Here is a 19,068-nt window from a genome sequence, read left to right on the forward strand (position 1 = left end):
GGCGGACTTGAAGCTGGAGCTTGCTTGCCACTCATCTGGATCAGCCTTTGAGCGTTCCTATGATTGATGCCTGGGTTCGGCATCTGACCGCGCGGCGCAGCCACAAGGAGACCCATTGATGCGTTTGTCCGAATTGAAGAATGCCGGCCGCACACCAAGCCTGCCGCTGAGTCTGGAACTGGCGGATGCTGCCGGCCCGGCCCAGTTACAATTGCTCAGCTTGTTGCGAGTGTTGCCGGGGCAGCGTTATGTCGGCGTAGGCGTTTGGCGTGGGCGGCCGGTCCTGGCCAAATTGTTGGTGGGTCGCAAGGCGGCCCGGCATTTCCAGCGTGAGCTGGACGGCGTGCGTTTGCTCGCCGCCCAGGACATGACCACGCCGTTGCTATTGGCCGATGGCCTGAAGGAAGGCGAAGGCGGCTGGTTGCTGTTTGATTTTCTCGAAAGCGCTGAAAGTCTGGGTGATGCCTGGAAGCGCGTCGAAGCGCTCCCGGTGTTGGCTGATGAGCAACAAGCGGTTCTGGCTGAGGCGTTGGCGGTCATTGGTCAACTGCACAGCAAAGGCTTGTGGCAGGAAGACTTGCATCTGGACAACCTGCTGCGGTACCAGGGGCAGCTGTATTTGATCGACGGTGCAGGGATCTGCGTCGAGCACGCGGGCAGGCCGCTGTCTCGGCAAAAAGTCCTGGAAAACCTCGGTGTCTTCTTTGCGCAGCTGCCAAAGGCTTTTGAACCGTTCACCGAAGAGTTGCTGGTGCATTATCTGTTGAGCAATAGCGAACACGCCTTGCCGCTGGAAGCCCTGCAAAAACAGGTGAGTAAAGTACGCAGCTGGCGCCTGAACGACATCCTCAACAAGGTTGGTCGTGACTGCTCGCTGTTCAGCGTGCAGCGTAGTGCGTTCGTCTTGCGGGCGATTCGTCGCGAGGAAGAGTCGGCGATGCTGTCAGTGCTGGATCAGGCCGATGCCTTGCTCGACCAGGGCCACCTGTACAAAACCGGCGGCGCCGCGAGTGTCGGGCGGGTCGAGGTGGCCGGTCGTTCGCTGGTGATCAAGCGCTACAACATCAAGGGCTTCACCCATTGGCTCAAGCGCTTTTGGCGCCCGAGCCGGGCCTGGCATTCATGGCGTGAAGGCAATCGCCTGACGTTCCTGGGGATTGCCACACCCAAGCCGCTGGCGTTACTGGAACGGCGTTTTCTCTGGTTGCGTAGCCGTGCCTACTTGATCACCGAGTACTTGCCCGGGCCGGACATCATCGAGCGCTTTGCGCCGTTTGTTGAAAGCGGTGACGCGCCGCAGGTCGAGTTGCAGGCGCTGGATGACTTGTTCGCCGAGCTGATCCGCGAACGTATCAGTCACGGTGACTTCAAGGGCCATAACCTTTTCTGGCATCACGACCGTTGGGCGTTGATCGATCTGGACTCAATGTGTCAGCACCACTCGGCCAGCAGCTTCGCCCCGGCCTACGCCCGGGATCGCGCTCGGTTCATGCGCAATTGGCCTGAGGGCAGTGCGCTGTATCAAGTGATTGATCAGCGGTTGCCCAAGACCATCGATGGCGCCCGGTAGATCGGGCCTTCGGCCCATCGCGGGCAAGCCTCGCTCATGCAAGTACACCGCTCAGGCGCAAACTTGTGGCGAGGCTCCCTCGCCACAAGCGTTCTCAAACAACCTCTGGGTCATTCCCGCCGTCTTTACGCTATAATCCCGCCCTTTAGCTGTTTCTCGCCGCTTTGCGAGGACACATTTTTCTCAGGCGCCCGCCGCCTGCATGCAGACTAAAGAGGCTAGACCCCTGTGGCATTGACGATTCTTGGCCTGTCCGGCGCCCTTAGCCATGATCCTTCCGCAGCCCTGTACATCGATGGCAAGCTGGTTGCAGCGGCTGAAGAAGAGCGCTTCGTACGCGATAAACATGCAAAGAACCGCATGCCCTACGAATCGGCGAAGTTCTGCCTGGAACAGGCCGGTATCAAGCCTTCCGACGTTGATGTGGTGGCCATTCCGTTCGCCCCGATCAGCCTGTTCGGCAAGGCTCGCTGGCACTATGCCAAGCGCTACTGGTACGCCCCGGACCGTGCCCTCGACGCGATCCTGATGGGCAACCGCCGTTACAAGCGTTATCGCAACAAGATCGTCTGGTGCCTTGAGCAACTGGGTTTCGACCCGAAGAAAATCAAGATCGAACCGGTCGAGCACCACCTGGCTCACGCCTCCAGCGCTTACCACTGCTCCGGTTTCAAAGAGAAAACCGCGATCCTGGGGATCGACGGCAAGGGTGAGTACGCCACGACCTTCTTCGGTTACGGCGAAAACGGCAAGATCCACAAGATCAAAGAGTTCTTCGATCCGGACTCCCTCGGCGGCTTGTATGGCGCAATCACTGAATTCCTCGGCTTCGAGATGCTCGACGGCGAATTCAAGGTCATGGGCATGGCGCCATATGGCGATGCCGGCAAGTACGATTTCTCGCGTCTGGCCAGTTTTGAAAACGGCGAACTGGTGATCAACACCGAGTACGCCAACGTCATCGGCCTGCGGCGCTATAAAGAGAAGGGCAAGGGCTTCTACTTCTCACCGAAGCTGATCGAGTGGCTGGGCCCGAAACGCGAAGGCGACATCGCTGACGAACCTTACATCCACTACGCCGCGAGCATGCAAGCGCTGTTCGAGAAACTGGCGTTGCAGATGATCGACCATTACCTGGGCGACGTCCTCAAGGAAACCGGCAAGCTGGCCTTCGCCGGTGGCTGTGCGCTGAACGTCAAGCTGAACCAGAAGATCATCGCCCGCGATGACATCAAAGAGCTGTTCGTGCAGCCAGCGTCCGGCGATGCCGGTACTGCGGTCGGCGCGGCAGCCTACGTTTCCCATGCCCGTGGTGTACCGGTAGAGAAGATGGAACACGTCTATCTTGGCCCGTCCTACAGCAACGAAGACGTGATCGCCGCCTGTGCCCGTCACCCGAGCAAGCCGGCCTGGCGTCAGATCGACAACACCCCGGAGCGCATCGCCAAAATCATGGTCGACGGTAACCCGGTGGCCTGGTTCCAGGGGCGCATGGAGTTCGGTCCGCGTGCATTGGGCGGTCGTTCGATCATCGGTTGCCCGAGTGCCACTGGCGTGGCTGACCGGATCAACCATCAGATCAAATTCCGCGAGCGCTGGAGGCCTTTCTGCCCGTCGATGCTCGACACCGTCGCCCCGCAGATGATCAAGATCGATCACCCGGCGCCGTTCATGACCTTTACCTTTGAAGTGTCTGAGGAATGGAAAACCCGCGTGCCGGAAGTGGTTCACGAAGACGGCACGTCCCGGGCGCAGGTGCTCAAGCGCGAGTACAACCCGCGCTACTACGACATGATGAAAGCACTGGAAGTGCTGACCGGTAACGGTGTGTCGCTGAACACTTCGCTGAACCGCCGTGGTGAGCCGATGATCTGCTCTCCGACCGACGCTCTGAACATGTTCTTCGGTTCCGATCTGCAGTATCTGATCATGGAAGACATCCTTGTGGTCAAAGACGGCGTGGACGCTTATGACTCGCTCGGCTGAGCGTCATGTTCTGCAGTTCTGTCACGGCTATGACGGGCCGTTCCTGGACTGTGCCCGGCAATACGCCAGTCTGTTCGCGGGGACCGGCTATCGGGTGACCACGGTGTTCCTGACCGGGGTTGCCGATGCCGAGGTCGCCGCGGGCTGCGCCTCTGACGAGGTGCTGTTCATGGAATACAGCTCCAAGGCCATTCGTGGCCTGAAGCTGGGCGCGATTGGCGATCTGCGCAAGATTGCCGCGTCGCGTAACTTCAGTTTCTGCATCGCTCATCGTTTCAAACCGATCTATATCGCCTTGCTGGGTACCGCGTTGCCGGTGATCGGCGTGCACCACGCGTTTGGTGATTACCAGCGGCGTACCCGCAAGCTGTTTGCGCATGTTTTCCGCAAGCGCCTGAGCCTGCTTGGGGTGTCCGACGCGGTACGTGATGACATGCGTCGTTGCCTGCCGAACTGGCCGACCGAGCGGATTCAGACGCTCTACAACCGCATCGATATCGAGGCCTTGCAGGCCAGCCAGTTGCCGGCCATTGAGGCTCGTAATGCGCTGGGCCTGTCGCCGGATGCCTGGATTGTCGGCAACGTCGGACGGCTGCACCCGGACAAGGATCAGGCCACGCTGTTGCGGGGGTTTGCTGCCGCGTTGCCAGGTTTGCCGGTGAACAGCCAACTGGCGATCCTCGGTGCCGGTCGCCTGGAACAGGACCTCAAAGCGCTGGCCCGCGAGCTGGGCATCGGTGATCGCGTGTTGTTCCTTGGCCAGGTGCCAGAGGCCCGGCACTATTTCCGCGCATTTGATGTGTTTGCCCTGAGCTCTGACCATGAACCGTTCGGTATGGTGCTGTTGGAAGCCATGGCTGCCGGCGTGCCCTTGCTGGCGACCGCTTGCGGTGGCGCCAAGGAGGTGGTCGAAGGCGTGGGCATTCTTTTTCCATTGGGCGATGCCGAGCACATGGCTCAAGGACTGCAGCGTCTGGCCAATATGAACGACGAGCAGCGTCAGGTCTGCGCCGAGCTGATGCTCGATCGCTTGCGTGAGAGCTTCTCGGATCGGGCGGTGGGTGACGCGTTCTGGCGTTTGCCCCACGTTATCGACCTGACCGCGAGGGTTTGATGCTCAACCGATTTAAAGGCTGGCGCGAACGCGGCTGGGTCGTTGTCGATGCGTCGACTTACACCGATGCCTGGCAACGCTTCGGCGGCAGCGTCGCGACGCATCCGTTGGTGGTTGAGCGCCTGGCGCGGTTGGCCGATATCCCGGTGCGCTATCTGGCCTGGGAGCAAAACGGTGAGCTCAAAGCCGCGATTCCGACCTGGGGCCGTGATCTGGCCCTGTCCAAGGACGTGCTCAAGCGCAGCGGCAAGAAAGGGCTGTTCGACCTTGGCAATGCTGAGCTGATCCTCCCGGCTGCCGCCGATGCGCAGGTTCCTCTGCGTCATCGCGGGCGCTATCTCTCGGCCCTGAATGAAGGCCGTTTTGTCTCTCTCAAAGTGCAGGTCGAGCAGTTGGCCATGGCCCGCACCCCTGAAGATCTGTCGAAAAAATTCCGCTACAACCAGCGTCGCGAACTGCGTTTGCTGGAAGAGGCAGGCGGGGTGGTGCGACCGGTCAGCGAGTTTTCAAGTCGCGAGCTGGCGGCTATCTATTGCGACCTGTTCCAGCGTCGCTGGGGCTTCCCGGCCACTGGCGCCGAGCGTATGGCAGAGGTGGTCGAGCTGCTGCGCGAACTGCTGATCGGTTCGGTGATTTTCCTCAACGATGCGCCGATTGCGATTCAACTGGTCTACCGCGTCGAAGCTCCCGAGTGGATCAGTGTCGAGTACATCAACGGTGGCGTCGACCCCGAGACCCGCGAGTTCAGTCCGGGGAGTGTGCTGAGTTTCCTCAACACCCAAAGTGCCTGGGAGCACGCCCGGGCGATTGGCAAGCCGCTGCGTTTCTCCTTCGGTCGCGCTGACCGGGAATACAAGGACCGCTGGTGCAACCCTGTGCCGGTGTTCGAAGTATGAGTCAAGGTATGAGTCGCAAGCAGCAATTGCTCAAGCGCCATCGGCGCAACAAGCGTATCGGCTTGCTGATCGGTCTGGTGCTGTTGATCGCGATTGGCCTGCTGGTGGCCTGGTGGCTGCCGTTGTTGCTCGGCGTGCTGGCCTGGGTGGCCCACGAGGCGTGGTTCGCCGACCATCTGTTCTACTCGGTCAAAGATGATTACGACTACGGCTTCCCGGCTGACAGCAAAAAGCTCAAGGTCCGCCTCGACGGTGGGCGTGTACTTCTGGACGAATCATCGAGCCTGACTGGCGACGAAACCCTGGTGTTGGCGATCCAGGTCAAGAGTCGCTGGCTGGGGCGTTTCCTGGACCCGGCCGTTGAACTGACGGGTACCCAGAGCCCGGACCGACAGACCTTCGAACGCGGCGTGAATGGCGTGCGCTACCTGAATCTCAGTGGCTTGGCCGGACCTCTGACGAGCGGCGAGTTGCGCCTTCGCGGACGCTTTTGCCGACTGCTCGGTGAGCCGACGCTGTGGTCATTCCGGTATCCCGACTACCGTCGTCAACGGGTGATGGTCATTGCGCCTCACGCCGATGATGCCGAACTGGCTGCCTTCGGTTTGTACAGCCAGGCCGATGAAGCCTGGATCGTCACTTTGACGGCCGGTGAGATCGAAGCTGAACACTATCAACAGATGGGGCTGAACCCTGTCGATGCGGCGCGAATCAAGGGCCGTTTGCGTGCCTGGGACAGCATTGCCGTGCCGCGCTGGGCGGGGGTGCCCGAGGCACATTGCGTGCAGTTGGGGTATTTCTGCTTGCAACTGGCCGCCATGCAGGCTGCGCCGGATCAGCCAATGGCCTCCCGGGAAGCGGACTTGAGCGATACCCGGCTGTTCCGCCAATTGAACCCGTTCTCCCTGCCCGGCGACAGCGACGGCGCACCGACCTGGAATAATCTGCTGGCCGATTTACGCGAGTTGCTGCTCAAGGCTCGCCCGCAAGTCATTGTGCTGCCGCACCCCTCGCTGGACCCGCACCCGGACCACCGCTGTGCTCAGGCTGCGGTGCTGGAAGCGTTGCAGGGGCTGGACTGGCAGCCTACAACCTTGCTTGGGTATGCCAACCACCTGCATGACAATGATCGCTGGCCGATGGGCGACTCAGGTGCCGGCATCGCCTTGCCGCCGGTGTTCGACTCGACGCAAGTACTGCAGCCGTGCTCATTGCCTTTGTCTGTCGCGCAGCAGCGCGATAAAGCAATGGCGTTGGGGATGATGCATGACCTGCAACCGCGACTGCCGTTCAAGCGTCGTTTGCGCCGCTCGATACAGTGGCTTCTGGCTGGCAGAGCGCCGTCGCCTTTTGGAGAGAACGAGTTTTTTCGCAAGTCTGTCAGACGTCATGAGCTGTTATGGTTTTTGAAGCATAAATAAAGCCGCACGGGTATAGCATCGCCTCGTATTCTCTTCTCTGTAGTGAGCTCTCTGTGATTAATCCGTGCCCCCGCATTCTTTTCATTATTCCTTATTTCGGTCGCTGGCCGTTCTGGATGCCGTTCTTTCTCGAAAGCTGCCGGCGCAATGCGGATATCGACTGGCTGTTGTTCAGTGACTGCGGTAGTGCGCAGAACCTGCCAGACAACGTAAAAATCGAGAGCATCGGTTTCAGCGAATACTGCCAATTGGTATCGCGACGCTTGAATATCGATTTTTCGCCTGATGCGGCTTACAAACTCTGTGACATCAAACCAGCACTCGGCCATATCCATGTCGATCGCCTGGCGGGTTACGATTTCTGGGCTTTCGGCGATATTGATCTGGTGTATGGTGACCTGCGTCGCTACTTCACGGCTGAGCGATTGGCCGGTTATGACCTGTTTTCGACCCATGAGCGGCGGGTCGCCGGGCACCTGTGCCTGATGCGCAATACCGCTCGCCAACGTGAGTGCTTCATGCGGATCGAGAACTGGCAAAAACGGTTTACCGATCAGCAGCACCATGCTCTGGATGAAGGAGCGTTCAGCCGGATCTTCCTTTGGCGCAAGAACTTTCCCAAGCCGTTTTTCAAGCTGGTCGGCAAGTTCAATCCGTGGCGGCGACGGAGTGAGTTTACCGAAGCGTTCAGCACGCCTGGCGGGGTTATCAAGTGGCATGATGGCAGCGATCGTTTCCCCAAATTCTGGTATTGGCGTGACGGTCAGCTGACCAATGATCGTGATGGCGATCGCTCGTTTCCGTATTTCCACTTCGTTTGCTGGAAACGCAATGAGTGGTCAGGGTTGGCTGACCCCGATTCTGAGCACGTAAAAGGATTGGCTGCCGAGTCGGCCTGGGTCATTGATGCAATAGGTTTTGATCGGGGATGAGCTATGAGTCAGCGTTCCAAGGTCCTGCAGCTGCAGCCGGACTACAACGTTAAAGCACACGATTTTGCCGACCTTGCGGAGCAGATCGTCAAAGCCCTGCCGGTAGAGCGTTATGAAGTGACCGCGGCGTTTTTGCGCGGTCGGCCGGGGCAGGGTGAGGCAGTGAGCCGTGCCGATCGCTCGGTCTATTTCGAATTTACCGACAAGTCCCTGAAGGGAATGCGCCTGCGAGCCATGTGGCGGTTGTATCAGTTTTGCCGAAAAGAAAAGTTTGATGTGGTCATTTGCAACCGCTTCAAGCCGGTGAACATGCTGCTGCAACTCAATCGCTGGCTGAAAATACCGTTGTGTATCGGTATTTCTCATGGCTTCGGCGAGTACGACCGTTTTTACCGGCGGCGTCAGACCCAAAGCCTCGTCGACGGCCACTGGCGTTTTGTCGGCGTGTCGCCGGCCGTCAAACAGTACTTGCTGGATTGTGATTGCGGCTTCACTGACCGCAATACCTTTGCAATTACCAATGCCATTGATATCGAGCAGGCTGAAAGCTTGCAGCACTCGCGTGAGCGTTCTCGTGAATTGTTGGGGATTGATCCGTCGGTACGCTTGATCGGCGCGCTTGGGCGTTTGGTGCCGGTTAAAGGGCATACCTATTTATTGCAGGCTTTTGCCGCGCTTAAAGACAAATATCCCCAGACGCAACTGGCGATCATCGGCGCCGGTCGTGAAGAAGCGCGTTTGAGCTGTGAGATTGAGCGATTGGGTCTGGGCGGTCGTGCGCATCTTTTGGGGTTCAAGGAAAACGCTCTGCAGTATGTTCGCGCGTTCGATATCTGGACCATGCCCTCGTTGGCCGAGGGATTGGGCCTGGCGTTACTCGAAGGCATGAGCGGCCATTTGCCGGTGATTGCCTCGAATGTACCGGCCATGCTTCCGCTTGTTCAGGGCGCTGGCGGTCTTGCCGTCGAGCCTGCGGATGTCCCGTCTCTTGTCAGGGCGCTGGATACGTATCTGGGGCTTTCGGACGAGGACCTCAAAACCAAAGGTGAGCAGGCCTACCGTTATCTGCGAGAACAGCACGATATCGACGTGTTCCGTCAGGAGTACCTGGATCTTATTCAGTCCGGGCTGCGCCAGGCGGGCAAGGAGCAAGCATGACGAGTCACTCTCCGCTGGTTACGGTGATTATCGCCTCCTACAACCATGGCCCCTACATTGAGGAAAGTATCCTCAGCGTACTGGCGCAGACCTATAGTCCCATTGAATTGCTGGTTGTCGACGATGGCTCCACGGACGACAGCGTCGAGCGGATAACCCGGTTGCAGGCCGAACACGGTTTCGATTTCCGGGTCCAGAAAAACCAGGGATTGACCAACACCCTCAACGACGCCATCGCGCGTTCCAAGGGCGAGTTCATTGCCCCTTTTGGTTCCGATGACATCATGATGCCCGATCGCATTGCGATTCAGGTGGCGCACATGGCGGACAAGCCCGAAGTGGGCATCTGTGCCGGCAATATCGAATTGATCGATTCGAACGGTAAGTTGTTTCCGGAACATCGTCAGCGACGGGATGTGCCGTTTCGTCGTCTGGATTTCGACGACATGTTCCTGGAGCGCAAGCCCTATCCACCGGCCCCCACCCTGTTGATTCGTCGCCAGGCGCTGGAAAAGGTGGGTGGGTTCGATCCGAGCATCCGCCTGGAGGACCTGCTGATCGAGTTGAAGATCACCCGGGCCGGGTATTACATCGATGGGTTAGGTGTGGTGATGGCGCGCTACCGCAAACACGAGACCAATACCTATAAGAACAACCGCTTCATGATCGACAACATTCTGCGCACGTTCGCCTTGTTCAGCGATCATCCCGAGTATGAAGCCGTGAAGTACAAGGCGCTCAACTCGATGTTTCTTAAAACCGCCAACCGCGACACTGTTCTGGCGCGAGAGTTATTGGCCACTATCCCGTTCAGGTGGTGGACCCGTAAAACCTTTCGAGGCCTGATGCGCTGGGCGGGTTACACCGTGAAGAGCGCGCTGGGTATTCGTTCAAGTGCCAAATAGCGGCGGAGGAACCAGGGTGGGATGGATTCAGGATTTTTTCGCTAAACGGGCCAGGCGCGCCATTCGCAAGCTGCCCAGGATCGAGCGGGGAGGGGCTCGCTTGTCGACGTACTACGGCTGCTGTGTATTGAGGTTGGCATGATCCTGGATGTTTCCGGCGACAGTTGGGCCGACAAGGCTCATGCCCTGGACCGCTATCGCTGGCGGCGGTTGCGCGAGCGTCATTCCTGGCTGGGCAGCCTCTTGCGCTTTGGCCGGGACGCTTGCGCAGACTGGTTGTTCGGTTGGAGGGCGCAGGCGCGCCTGGCGGCCGAGGTCGTGGCAGAGCCCTGCGATTTCCTGTTGCTGCAGTCGGCATCCAAAGTCATTGCCTTGCAGCGCAAGAAACTGCTGATTGCGGCCCTGCGTGCTAGTGGTCATTCACTGGTGGAAACCGCGCTGCAGGTGCCAGAGACCATTCTTGCCCAGCGTCTGCTCAAGCATCCGCAGCAGTCGGTGCCACTGCGCTATTTTGGCTATGCCGCGCATGCCGAGTGGCTGGTGACTCGCCACCAGCCGAAGATTCTGCTCAACGACCGTAACGGCAGCCTGTATGCGCCTTTCCTGCGCCTGGCGCTGAACCGGCGCGATCGCCTGCTGGTGCACCTGGCGCACGCGACCACGGTCGAGTCTTCGAGACGTCTGGGCATGAACGACTACGATTACTACTTCATGTTCGGTCGCAGTTCGCTGGAGGCCCTGCAGTCCCGCCCGCTGCGCTTCGGCAGTTCGAATGCGGTACTGTCCGGTTCGCACATGATTGACGTTGCCTACGACCTGCCGGCGCCCGACCCCGAGCGACAGGTGCTGCTGGTCCTGGGCGTCGGTCCGGACAAAGAGAAGGAGCGCGGTTACCAGCGAACCTACGCCCTGTTGCGCGACTGGGCGGCGCAGCACCCGGAGTACCGGATGCTGATCAAGGCGCATCCGCGTAGCCATGTGCCGTTTTGGCACGGCGCCGCCGCTGCATTGCCCAACGTGCAGGTCCTGGACCGTGGAGTCGGTCTGGCCGCAGCGCTGGAGCAGGCTTCGGTCGTGGTGAACATCATGTCTAACGCGGTTATCGAGGCGGCGCTGGCGCGGCGTCCGGTCATTTATGTCAATGCCGGTGAACATCACGACATTTTTTCCCAGGAGCGCTTCCTGGGCGAGCGTGTCACCACGGCAGCAGAGCTGGCCGAGCGGGTAGCCTGGGTCCGGGACAACTATTCGCAGTGCCTGGAGCGGGCCCGGCATTTCGCCGAGTTTCACCTGGCGCACGGGGTAGACGGATTGAACACCACCATCGGGTTGTTGGTCGGTCTGCTGCAGGCAGAACCTGTGCCCTCTCAGGTGCTTGACGGCACCGTTCAGTAGGAGCCGCTAGTCAGGCCATGCACATTAATAATCACGGTTGCGGTGGTGAGCGGAAATGATTTGGCCTTTTGCACATGCCTGCGTTATCAATCTCGACAGCAGGAAAGATCGCTGGGCCCGCATACAGGCACACTTGCACAGTCTGGGGCTGCAGGCCGAGCGCTTCAGTGCGGTATCGATGCATCGGCTGGACGATGACCCGCCTTCGCCGCAACTGCGCGAATTTCTGCTGCGCGTCGATGGCGACAGCGACAGGTTCGAACACAAGTTGCGCGCTACCTGGGCCTGCATGCGCAGCCATCTTGCCGTGATTGCCATGGCCAAGGCTCGCGGCTGGCCGCAGGTGCTGGTCCTGGAGGACGATTGCGAGTTTGAGTCCTATGCGCCTGCGGTCCTGCGTCGGGTGCCAGCACAGTTGTCGTCGCGGGATTGGACCATGCTGTACCTGGGGGGCACGCTGAAGAAGGGCGGGCAGGCGCGCAATGTTTCAGCCAACCTGGTGGCGGTCAACCGGGTGCGCCTGGCTCATGCCTACGTGGTCAGGGCAGAGCTCTATGATCGGATCCTGCAGGAGGCCCCGCTCAGCGGGCTGCCGCTCGACTGGTATTACTCGGAAAGTCTCCTGCCCATGACCCGCGCGTTCCTTGTGCGGCCCCTGCTGGCCCGGCAGAGCCTGATGGTCATGAGTGATATCGAGCAGGTGGTACGCAAGCCCAAGCTCAAGACCCGACAACTCCTGGGCCGGCTGGCTGCGCGCCTTCGCTACGGCCTGTTCGGATAGTGTGCCGGCAGTAGCGAGGAGGCGCCACAGGTTCAATCAGCTCGCCAGACCAAGGGCGTGCACTTGCTTGTGCATGCATTTGACTGCGTTGTCCGGTGCCAGGATGGCGTAGCCCCGAAGCAGATCGGTAAAGTGCGCGTCGAACAGCCAGCAGCGGTCTTGCGTATAACGCTGCATATGGCGCAGGTTGCGTCGACGAAGCTCCAGGTTCAAGGACGAGGGCAGGAGGCGCAAGTCCGCCAGATCGATCAGGCCGAACCCGCCGTCCTCCAGCAAAAGAACGTTGCCAAGGTGCAATGAGCGGAAATAGACCCCGTGTTCGTGCAGTTCTGCCAGAAAACTCCCGAAACGTTGCACCAGTGCCTGGCGAACGCTCACGCTGGGCATGCCTTGCAGCACCTGGCGCAGGGTTCTGCCTGACAGGGGCAGATAGCGTACGGCGCTGCTGCCATTGGGCATGTGGTACAGCTCGAGGATCGGTGGGGTGTTCAGGCCTGCACGGGCCAGGCGTTGGCTGTTTTCGGCGAAGCGCTCGGAATAGGGGTAGTAGCTGCCATAGGTATACCAGCTGCGGGCACGGAACAGCTTCAGAAAACTGCCATCCTCGAGCTTGAGGACTTTGGGACCAAGGCCGTCTTCTTCGACCACCTGAGCGTTGGCTGTCATGCGTTGAGCGTCGTCGGCAGTGAGGCTGCGAACCGCAAGCCTCGACAGACGATTGGTACGCTGCGCAATGCTCAGCGCGGCCATCAGTGCCAGCGGAATCCACAGCAGGAACCAATGCTCCCTGGGGGTGTAGAGGATATCGCCACCCTCTGTCAGGCTGGCCCCTATACCGAATACCATCAGGGCCGACGCCAGGATAAACAGCGGTTGCGAGCGCTGGCGCCAGCAGTCGAACAGCCCTCGAAGCTGCATGGCCAGCCAGGGCAGAAGCCCGATGATGCCGACATAGAAGAGTACGCCCAAGGCAAAGTTATGGGGTTCGCTGAAGGGATACCCAACCCCTGGATCGATGCTCAGGGTCGCGTCATAGCCATGGCCAATCCAGGGCGCATCAGCGATCAGATGCAGCGCCTGTCTCCAGATTTCGAAGCGGTAGGAGTCACCGCGGGCCAGGATCATCTCCGGGAAAGCGGCCAGCACGCTTGCGGCAGTGACGCCCATGATGGCCAGCAGCAACAGCGAACGACGGTTCCAGCAAATGAATGCCAGCCAGAGGCCTGCCATGGCGATGGCAACCAGAGGCGTTCTGGAACTGGTTGCCAGGGCGGCCGCGAACATGATCAGAAAGGCTGGGGCAATGCCGAGCAGCAGCTTCGGGTTGCGCACGGTCATGCCCAGAAAAAACCAGTAAGTGCAGAAAAAACCGAACAGGTGGGAGCTGAGCAAGGGGTTGTCAAAGGCGCCCCCGCCGATCATCCGATCGCCCGGTGCATAGTGCGACAGGAAAATATAAAGATCGAACACACTGGCGGCCAACGCAATCAGGGCCGCGGCCAGCAGGACGGGCTTGAGGCTTTCAGCGCGGTAGCGCAGCAGGAGGCTGGCGCCAGCAAAGAGCATGAAAATATACAGCGGTGGTTTTGCCAGGCTTATCAGGCTGGCTTGCGTAGGGCTCCAGTTCAGCGACAGCAGCGCCCAGCCGGAAAAAAGCAGGAATGCCTGAACCAGCGGCTCTCTCAGGATGATCTTCAGTTCGCTGGGGCGTATGCACAGGGCGATCAGGGCAGGGGCGCTCACCAGGCCGTAAAACAGCTTTTGATGGGCGCCGCGCGCAGGCAGAAAAAACAGCCCGCAAAGCAAAAGAAAAAAGCCGAGAGGCAGCACCCACAGGCAGATGAAATCGAAAACCCGGGCCGCGTTGGTGTTGATCCTGCTGGATGGCATGATGAACTGTATTCCGATTAAGGGCCGATAATACTAGCGCATCTATCTACCCTGGTCCGCCGGAATATTGCCACCGAGCGCCCGGTTCGAACGATCCCGGCTGAGACCGGAAGAAGCTGTGATAAAGTCAGCATCCTTTTTTTGAAAACTTCGCGTGATATGACCGACTCCAGTCTCTCCGCAAGCCCTTCGAGCTTGAAAATCTACTTCCGACTCCTCGGTTATGTGCGGCCTTACATCGGTCTGTTCATGCTGAGTATTATCGGCTTCCTGGTTTTCGCCTCGACTCAGCCGATGCTTGGCTACGTGCTCAAGTATTTCGTCGATGGCCTGTCCAATCCCGAGGCCGCGTTGTTCCCCTCGATCCCCTATCTGCGCGATCTGCAATTGATGCATGCAGTCCCTTTGCTGATCATTCTGATCGCCGCGTGGCAGGGCGCCGGTTCATTCCTGGGCAACTTCTTCCTGGCCAGGGTCTCGCTGGGCCTGGTTCATGATTTGCGCGTGCAGCTGTTCAACAACCTGCTGGTGCTGCCGAATCGTTACTTCGATAAGCACAACTCCGGGCATCTGATTTCACGCATCACGTTCAACGTGACCATGGTCACGGGAGCGGCGACAGATGCGATCAAGGTCGTGTTCCGGGAGGGCATGACGGTTGTATTCCTGTTTATCTCCCTGCTGATCATGAACTGGCGTCTGACACTGGTGATGGTTGCCATCCTGCCGCTGATTGCGTTCATGGTGAGTCGCGCCAGCTCCAAGTTCCGCAAGCAGAGCAAGAAGATCCAGGTGGCGATGGGCGACGTGACCCATGTGGCCTCCGAGACCATCCAGGGTTATCGCGTGGTCCGCAGCTTCGGCGGTGAAATCTACGAGCGCGACCGTTTCGAGCGCGCGAGTCAGAGCAACACCGACAAGCAACTGCGCATGACCCGTACCAGCGCCATCTACACGCCGATGCTGCAGCTGGTGATCTACACCGCCATGGCAGTGCTGATGTTCCTGGTGTTGGCGCTGCGCGGTGATGCGTCGGCGGGCGACATGGTGGCGTACATCACCCTTGCCGGCTTGCTGCCTAAACCGATTCGGCAGCTTTCGGAAGTCAGTTCGACGATCCAGAAGGGCGTTGCCGGTGCCGAGAGCATTTTCGAGCAATTGGATGTGGAGCCCGAAATCGACAAAGGCAGTGTCGAGCGTGACTCTGTCACGGGGCGACTCGAGGTGCGTCACCTCAGCTTCACCTACCCGGGTACCGACCGTCAGGTGCTCGATGACATCAGTTTTTCTGTCGACCCGGGGCAAATGGTCGCGCTGGTTGGCCGTTCAGGGAGTGGCAAGTCGACCCTGGCCAATCTGATTCCGCGTTTCTATCACCACGATAAAGGCGAGATTCTTCTCGATGGGACTGAGGTCGAGCAGTACAAGCTGCTGAACCTGCGTCGGCATATCGCTCAAGTGACGCAGCATGTCACCTTGTTCAGTGACACTGTGGCCAACAACATTGCCTACGGAGACCTCGCTGGTGCTCCCCGCGAAGATATCGAGAAGGCAGCGAAGGATGCCTATGCCATGGACTTCATCGCGCAGTTGCCTCAAGGCCTGGACACCCAGGTGGGAGAGAACGGTGTGCTGTTGTCCGGCGGCCAGCGTCAGCGTCTTGCGATTGCCCGGGCGCTGTTGAAAAACGCCCCGCTGTTGATTCTCGACGAAGCGACGTCAGCCCTTGATACCGAATCCGAGCGGCATATTCAGGCAGCTCTGGATCAGGTGATGAAAGGCCGTACGACGCTGGTGATAGCCCACCGTTTGTCGACCATTGAAAAAGCCGACCTGATCCTGGTCATGGATCAGGGCCGGATTGTCGAGCGCGGTACCCATTCCGAGCTCCTGGCGAAGAATGGCTATTACGCTCGATTGAATGCACTGGGCCTCGATGCGCCCGCACCGCAAGGTATCGCCTGATACCCACTTCAGGGTGAGCCATGCTCACCCTGAAACCGCCTCGGCGTGCAACGCGCTCAGGGCGTTTGTATCCATATCCTTACATTCTTGACTATGTCTAAATAAATTTCCGCATTTCACCTGCTACGGTTCTAGCATGAATCATTGGCTTCGGGGTGGCTATCCGCCTCGTGTGGGTACCGGAATGTTGCAGCGCTTCTTATGGAAGTTATTACCCAAACAGCAACGAGCGTTTCTGCTGGGGCGTTTGTCGGTTGTGGATCGGCAAGTCGTGAACAAGTCGATGTCGGCCAATGTGCGCTTCCCTCAGGCTTTCCAGCAGCGCTCCTGTGTGTTCATTCACGTCCCCAAGTGTGCAGGGAGCAGCGTTTGCTCCGCGCTATTCGACGGCTGGATGCCAGGGCATTTGCCGCTGTATTGGTACGAACAGCAATTTCCCGAGCAGTTTTCCCGCAGTTTCAAATTCGCCTTTGTTCGTGACCCTTTGGAGCGGGCCTATTCGGCTTACGCTTTCCTGCGTTGCAACGACCTGGGGCGGCGCGACCGACTGGCCCAGACGCTGGTCAGTCATTACCGTGACTTCGATGATTTTATTGGTCGCTGGCTGCATCCAGATAATATCAAGAAGCAGCTGCATTTCGCCGCCCAGACCGACTTCCTGGTCGACTCCATGGGGCATATGGCGATGGATTTCGTGGGTTATCAGGAACACCTGGATCGTGACTTTCAACTGTTGTGCGAGCATTTTGGGAGTGTCTCGCCATTACCCCATTTGAATCGCTCCCGGCATCGCCAATCGACGCCCGCTCGTGATTTTTGCTCGGCACACACTCGCCGTCTGGTGCGTCGGGTCTACCAGCGTGACTATGAGATGCTCGGCTATGAATAAATCGTCGTTTATCTACGAGCAGCCTCCGCAGATCCGCCCCTATGCAATGTCACTGTCGCCAACCGCCCGGGCGGCACTCAAGAATCAGCAGCCGCGTTGTGTCTGGCTGACGGGGCTGTCCGGTGCTGGCAAGTCGACCCTGGCCAATGCCCTTGAGCTGCAGCTCAATGAGCGTGGTCTGCACACCTTTGTGCTCGACGGCGATAACGTGCGCAATGGACTATGCAATGACCTGGGCATGAGCCCCGAGGCGCGCAAGGAAAATATCCGGCGCATTGCCGAAGTGGCGCGGTTGATGGTCGACGCCGGGTTGATTGTGATTGTCTCGGCGATTTCACCGTTTCGTGCCGATCGTGCCGCGGCCCGCGCCTTGTTCGGCCCGGATGAATTTCTTGAGGTGTATGTGAGCACACCGTTCGATATCTGCGCCCGGCGTGACCCCAAAGGACTGTATCAAGCAGCGCTGCAAGGGCGGCTCAAGGACTTCACCGGCCTCGACAGCCCTTATGAAGCACCGCAGCAGGCTGACTGCGAGATCAATACCGACGAGGTGGAACTGTCGGATGCAATCCAGGGTGTGATGGATGCTCTGCTCAAAAAGTGAGCAGGTTTTTCGTGTGATTCCAGCCTATTGAAGCCGTCGAACTAGGTAGCGTTCACCCTGTGTTAATATCGCGCCCCTGTTCATTCTGTATGTGGGTTGCTCCATGAAGTTGTCCATGCCGCGATTCGATCAAGCCCCTGTCTTGGTGGTCGGCGATGTCATGCTCGACCGTTACTGGCATGGTGGTACCTCACGGATTTCCCCTGAGGCGCCGGTGCCGGTGGTCAAGGTCGAGCAAATCGAGGACCGCCCGGGCGGTGCCGCCAACGTTGCCTTGAACATTGCCGCTCTCGGCGCACCCGCTTCCCTGGTCGGTGTGACCGGTGATGACGAGGCCGCCGATAGCCTGGCCAACAGTCTGCGTGGTGCAGGTGTGCGGGCGCTGTTCCAGCGCATCCCCCACCAGCCAACCATCGTCAAGCTGCGGGTCATGAGTCGTCACCAGCAACTGCTGCGGATCGACTTCGAAGAACCCTTCGCCACTGATGCGCTGGCATTGGCTGCCGAGGTCGACGAGCTGCTTGAGGGTATCAAGGTGCTGGTGCTGTCCGACTACGGCAAAGGCGCGTTGAAAAATCATCAGGTGCTGATCCAGGCTGCGCGCGCGCGTGGTATTCCGGTGTTGGCTGATCCGAAAGGCAAAGACTTTTCGATCTATCGCGGTGCCAGCCTGATCACGCCCAATCTCAGTGAGTTCGAAACCATCGTTGGTGGTTGCACCGATGAGCATGAGTTGGTGACCAAGGGCGCTAAATTGATGCACGATCTCCAGCTGGGTGCCTTGCTGGTGACCCGTGGCGAACACGGCATGACGCTGTTGCGCCCCGATCAACCGGCGTTGCATTTGCCGGCTCGTGCTCGTGAAGTGTTCGACGTGACGGGTGCCGGCGACACCGTGATTTCCACCTTGGCAGCAGCTATCGCTGCCGGTGAAGAGTTGCCGCATGCCGTGGCTCTGGCCAATCTGGCGGCGGGTATCGTAGTCGGCAAGTTGGGTACGGCGGCGATCAGTGCGCCTGAACTGCGTCGCGCCATCCAGCGCGAGGAAGGCTCCGAGCGTGGTGTGTTGAGCCTCGACCAGTTGTTGCTGGCAATCGACGATGCGCGCGCGCATAAAGAGAAGATTGTCTTCACCAACGGTTGCTTTGACATCCTGCATGCCGGGCATGTGACCTATCTGGAGCAAGCTCGGGCGCAAGGCGATCGCTTGATCGTTGCGGTCAATGACGATGCTTCGGTCAGCCGCCTGAAAGGGCCGGGTCGACCGATCAACAGTGTCGACCGGCGCATGGCGGTATTGGCCGGTCTGGGCGCGGTGGACTGGGTCATCAGCTTCCCTGAGGGTACACCTGAAAATCTGCTGGCTCAGGTCAAGCCGGATGTGCTGGTCAAGGGTGGCGATTACGGTATCGACCAGGTTGTGGGCGCGGACATCGTCAGCGCTTATGGCGGCACGGTGAAGGTGCTGGGGCTGGTTGAAAACAGCTCGACCACGGCGATCGTCGAGAAGATTCGTAATAACTGAAGCTGCGCGGTCATTGTGGCGAGGGGGGCAAACCCCC

General features: G+C 59.3%; 15 protein-coding genes. 14 read left to right on the top strand and 1 reads right to left on the bottom strand.

The genetic code is table 11. The annotated features are described in order from the left end of the window. Nucleotides 1-118: 118 nt before the first annotated feature. From AC07VR_RS29670 to AC07VR_RS29715, 10 genes are all read left to right on the top strand, one after another. Nucleotides 119-1,570: a lipopolysaccharide kinase InaA family protein gene (locus tag AC07VR_RS29670; protein WP_495013393.1), complete on the top strand. Its 1,452-nt coding sequence runs from the start codon at nucleotides 119-121 to the stop codon at nucleotides 1,568-1,570. A 228-nt stretch (nucleotides 1,571-1,798) separates the two neighbouring features. Then, nucleotides 1,799-3,556, top strand: a complete 1,758-nt coding sequence (locus tag AC07VR_RS29675) for a carbamoyltransferase family protein (protein WP_494993390.1) — start codon at nucleotides 1,799-1,801, stop codon at nucleotides 3,554-3,556. Then, nucleotides 3,540-4,670 carry a glycosyltransferase gene (locus AC07VR_RS29680; protein ID WP_495013394.1) on the top strand — a complete coding sequence of 377 codons (1,131 nt, stop codon included), beginning with the start codon at nucleotides 3,540-3,542 and terminating at the stop codon, nucleotides 4,668-4,670. The genes AC07VR_RS29675 and AC07VR_RS29680 overlap by 17 nt, the downstream gene beginning before the upstream one ends. Then, entirely contained in the window at nucleotides 4,670-5,566 is an 897-nt protein-coding gene (locus AC07VR_RS29685) for an antimicrobial resistance protein Mig-14 (protein ID WP_495013395.1), read from the top strand. Before AC07VR_RS29680 ends, AC07VR_RS29685 begins: the two co-directional genes overlap by 1 nt. A gap of 8 nt (nucleotides 5,567-5,574) precedes the next feature. Beyond that, entirely contained in the window at nucleotides 5,575-6,987 is a 1,413-nt protein-coding gene (locus AC07VR_RS29690) for a PIG-L deacetylase family protein (RefSeq protein WP_495013396.1), read from the top strand. A gap of 53 nt (nucleotides 6,988-7,040) precedes the next feature. After that, a complete protein-coding gene (locus AC07VR_RS29695; protein WP_495013397.1) occupies nucleotides 7,041-7,919 on the top strand; it encodes a DUF6625 family protein in 879 nt (292 codons plus the stop codon). Nucleotides 7,920-7,922: 3 nt separating this feature from the next. Continuing rightward, nucleotides 7,923-9,077, top strand: coding sequence for a glycosyltransferase family 4 protein (locus tag AC07VR_RS29700; RefSeq protein ID WP_494993395.1), 1,155 nt, complete (start codon nucleotides 7,923-7,925; stop codon nucleotides 9,075-9,077). Beyond that, nucleotides 9,074-9,982, top strand: a complete 909-nt coding sequence (locus tag AC07VR_RS29705) for a glycosyltransferase (RefSeq protein ID WP_495013398.1) — start codon at nucleotides 9,074-9,076, stop codon at nucleotides 9,980-9,982. The genes AC07VR_RS29700 and AC07VR_RS29705 overlap by 4 nt, the downstream gene beginning before the upstream one ends. A 138-nt stretch (nucleotides 9,983-10,120) precedes the next feature. Next, the gene (locus tag AC07VR_RS29710) at nucleotides 10,121-11,377 is read left to right on the top strand and encodes a capsule biosynthesis protein (protein ID WP_495013399.1); all 1,257 of its coding nucleotides are present in this window, start codon (nucleotides 10,121-10,123) and stop codon (nucleotides 11,375-11,377) included. Between the two features lie 55 nt (nucleotides 11,378-11,432). After that, complete coding sequence (locus AC07VR_RS29715; protein WP_495013400.1) at nucleotides 11,433-12,158, top strand: glycosyltransferase family 25 protein; 726 nt, start codon at nucleotides 11,433-11,435, stop codon at nucleotides 12,156-12,158. Nucleotides 12,159-12,194: 36 nt separating this feature from the next. On the opposite strand, the gene AC07VR_RS29720 is transcribed toward AC07VR_RS29715, so the two are convergent. Then, on the bottom strand, nucleotides 12,195-14,048 hold the full coding sequence (locus AC07VR_RS29720) for an O-antigen ligase family protein (RefSeq protein ID WP_495013401.1): 1,854 nt from the start codon (nucleotides 14,046-14,048) through the stop codon (nucleotides 12,195-12,197). Nucleotides 14,049-14,207: 159 nt separating this feature from the next. On the opposite strand from AC07VR_RS29720, the gene msbA reads away from it, so the two are divergent. From msbA to hldE, 4 genes are all read left to right on the top strand, one after another. After that, complete coding sequence (gene msbA / locus AC07VR_RS29725) at nucleotides 14,208-16,013, top strand: lipid A export permease/ATP-binding protein MsbA (protein ID WP_495013415.1); 1,806 nt, start codon at nucleotides 14,208-14,210, stop codon at nucleotides 16,011-16,013. A gap of 184 nt (nucleotides 16,014-16,197) precedes the next feature. Then, a complete protein-coding gene (locus AC07VR_RS29730; RefSeq protein WP_495013416.1) occupies nucleotides 16,198-16,902 on the top strand; it encodes a sulfotransferase family 2 domain-containing protein in 705 nt (234 codons plus the stop codon). Continuing rightward, nucleotides 16,895-17,506, top strand: a complete 612-nt coding sequence (gene cysC / locus AC07VR_RS29735; RefSeq protein ID WP_495013402.1) for an adenylyl-sulfate kinase — start codon at nucleotides 16,895-16,897, stop codon at nucleotides 17,504-17,506. The genes AC07VR_RS29730 and cysC overlap by 8 nt, the downstream gene beginning before the upstream one ends. Before the next feature lie 103 nt (nucleotides 17,507-17,609). Beyond that, complete coding sequence (gene hldE / locus AC07VR_RS29740; RefSeq protein ID WP_494993402.1) at nucleotides 17,610-19,031, top strand: bifunctional D-glycero-beta-D-manno-heptose-7-phosphate kinase/D-glycero-beta-D-manno-heptose 1-phosphate adenylyltransferase HldE; 1,422 nt, start codon at nucleotides 17,610-17,612, stop codon at nucleotides 19,029-19,031. Nucleotides 19,032-19,068 lie beyond the last annotated feature (37 nt).

The organism is Pseudomonas sp. GW821-FHT02H09 (assembly GCF_059421425.1).